This window comes from Autumnicola edwardsiae (genome assembly GCF_031846505.1).
GTDB classification, from domain to species: domain Bacteria; phylum Bacteroidota; class Bacteroidia; order Flavobacteriales; family Flavobacteriaceae; genus Autumnicola; species Autumnicola edwardsiae.
In genome coordinates, this window is the sequence record NZ_JAVRHP010000202.1 from 1 (window position 1) to 2,172 (window position 2,172).

Annotated in this window: 2 protein-coding genes; both read right to left on the reverse strand. The window is 40.5% G+C overall.

What is annotated here, in order from left to right:
• On the reverse strand, nt 1–411 hold a 411-nt coding region (locus RM529_RS16940; RefSeq protein WP_311485932.1), incomplete at its 3' end, for a conjugal transfer protein.
• Nucleotides 412–416: 5 nt separating this feature from the next.
• On the reverse strand, nt 417–2,172 hold a 1,756-nt coding region (locus RM529_RS16945; protein WP_311485933.1), incomplete at its 5' end, for a VirB4 family type IV secretion system protein.

The following is a 2,172-nucleotide window of genomic DNA, read 5'->3' on the forward strand; positions in this document are numbered from 1 at the left end:
GAGATAATCGTTGGACAGGATCTGATCGATAAAGTCCATTGTTTCCAAGGAATTTTCAACAATGGCATTGAATGATTCCGATACCCGTTCTACTTCGTTTGGTTTGATGTAAGGGGAATCGAGAATATCCCTTAGATCATTTTGCATCACATAGATCAGGCGTTGATTGTTCCGGCCTATTTCCCCGACGGCTTTTAATTGTTTGACCACATTGTTGACCTTTTCAAGGTTTTCCTTTTGAGTTTTCAGAAATTTTACGGTCTTGACGAGGTTTGATGTCTGTTTTGCAGATTCCACGAGAGATTTGACCAAGCTTATGAAATTCGTGTTGTCATAGACGGGCATCCCTTGGGCTTTAATGTTCAGGCTGAATAAAAGTGCCATTGCGAGTATTACTAGTTTTATTTTCATTGTTTCTAATTTTTAGATGAATATTCCTTGATTGCTTTTTCCATATCCCGATGCTGTGCGTAGAGCATCATAATTTCATCGTTTTCCCTACCGTCCGTGAGGTAAGCCGCATAGACCTCTTTGGGAACCTCAAGCCGAAAAATGTTGCTTCCCTTGCCAATTTTGATGAACATTTCGGTGTACTTGCGAGGTCCCGAAAGATTATTTTTGATGGATTTCAACTGGTTCAGGTCGTGGCTTGATAAGTTGAGCCTTTTGACCAATTCCGCATAGCCTTTTTCATTGTTTAAGCTATAAATGACCTGAGTGTTTTCTAAGATGCTCGCAGAAGTGGAATTGTTCGGAAGTTGATTGATAGATTGGAGGATAATCCCAATAGCCCCGTTCTGTTTTCGGATAGCCTGATAATAGAATTCCACACTTTCCAGTACGTTCTCAAACTTCAATTGCTTGGCAAACTCATCAAACAAAATGATCCCTTTTTCCGCCTTATTTTTCCAAATCGTCCTTTGTATTGCCGATTTAATCAGTTTGAGCATTACGGACAGGATTTCCTTGTTATCCTTGACTTCGTCCAGTTCAAAAACAATAAGGCGTTTGTCCTCGATTTTATAGGTCTGATCTTCGCTTACCTCAAAGAGGAAGCTGTATAGACCATCGCCAACATACTCAGACATTACGTGCAAGAAATTCGTAACATTAAAGTAGTCAGGATGGATTTTAAGGTGGTCTAAAAGTTCGTTTTGTTTGCGTTCGATAAAATGGTAGAAATTATCCAACGAATGATTTTCCGCAGTGCTATCGTAATAATGACGCAGTATTTTCTTGACAGATACGGATTGTGCCTTGGTCACTTTCAGATCAGAAGCAAATAGCTCGAATAGAAAGACCGATAAATCTTCTAAACGTTCCGGTGTTAGGTCTATAGTATCGCTGATGTAAAAAGGGTTGATCCCTAAATTTTTCCCACTCTCGTAGCGGAGTACGGTATATTTTTCAGGATAAAGTTTTGCGAATTTGGTGTAGGAACCGCCCAGATCGATAATCACCAACCTAACGCCACTTTCAAAGTATTGGCGCAGAATATTATTGGCCAAAAACGATTTGCCTTCACCGGTTGGTGCAAAAATGGCAAAGTTTCTTGCCTTGATTCGTTTTTTGTGTTCATCCCACACATCTTTGAGAACAGGGATGTTATGTTCCCTGTCGTTAAAGATGATCCCGGTAGCATCCGATTTGTAATTTGTATTATTGATAAACAGGCAAAGCGCGTGTTTCAAATCGGTCACGTATAAATCATTGTTCGAGAAATTGGAAGAAAAACAGCAGTAGCTGTTCAGTATGTAATTCTTCCTTTCTTCGCCCCTTGGATAATAGGGGATTATATCTAGTTCCTTAAATTCGGTCTTTATTTTGGAAGCAATTCTATCCAGACTTCGGGCCTCCCGGTCCCAATACACGAGGTTCAAATGGCCACGGATAATCCGGGCATTGTCATCGGCATTGATCTGGTCAAGAATATGCTGGATTTTTCCGAGTACCACCATGTTCTGAGAACCGAAATTGGAACTTTTGTTCAGTTCCTCAACTTTTTTGTCCAGCAGCTTACGCCATTTCTGTTTATCGTCCAGATATAGTATCTGGTTAACAATGTGGTTCTCGTTAAGCGTAAGCCCCAGCCCATCAATAAACCCTTGATGAAACACGAAATCGTCAGAAGTGAATTTCTCATTGGTCTTGCTACTCTGTACACTTTCGCCG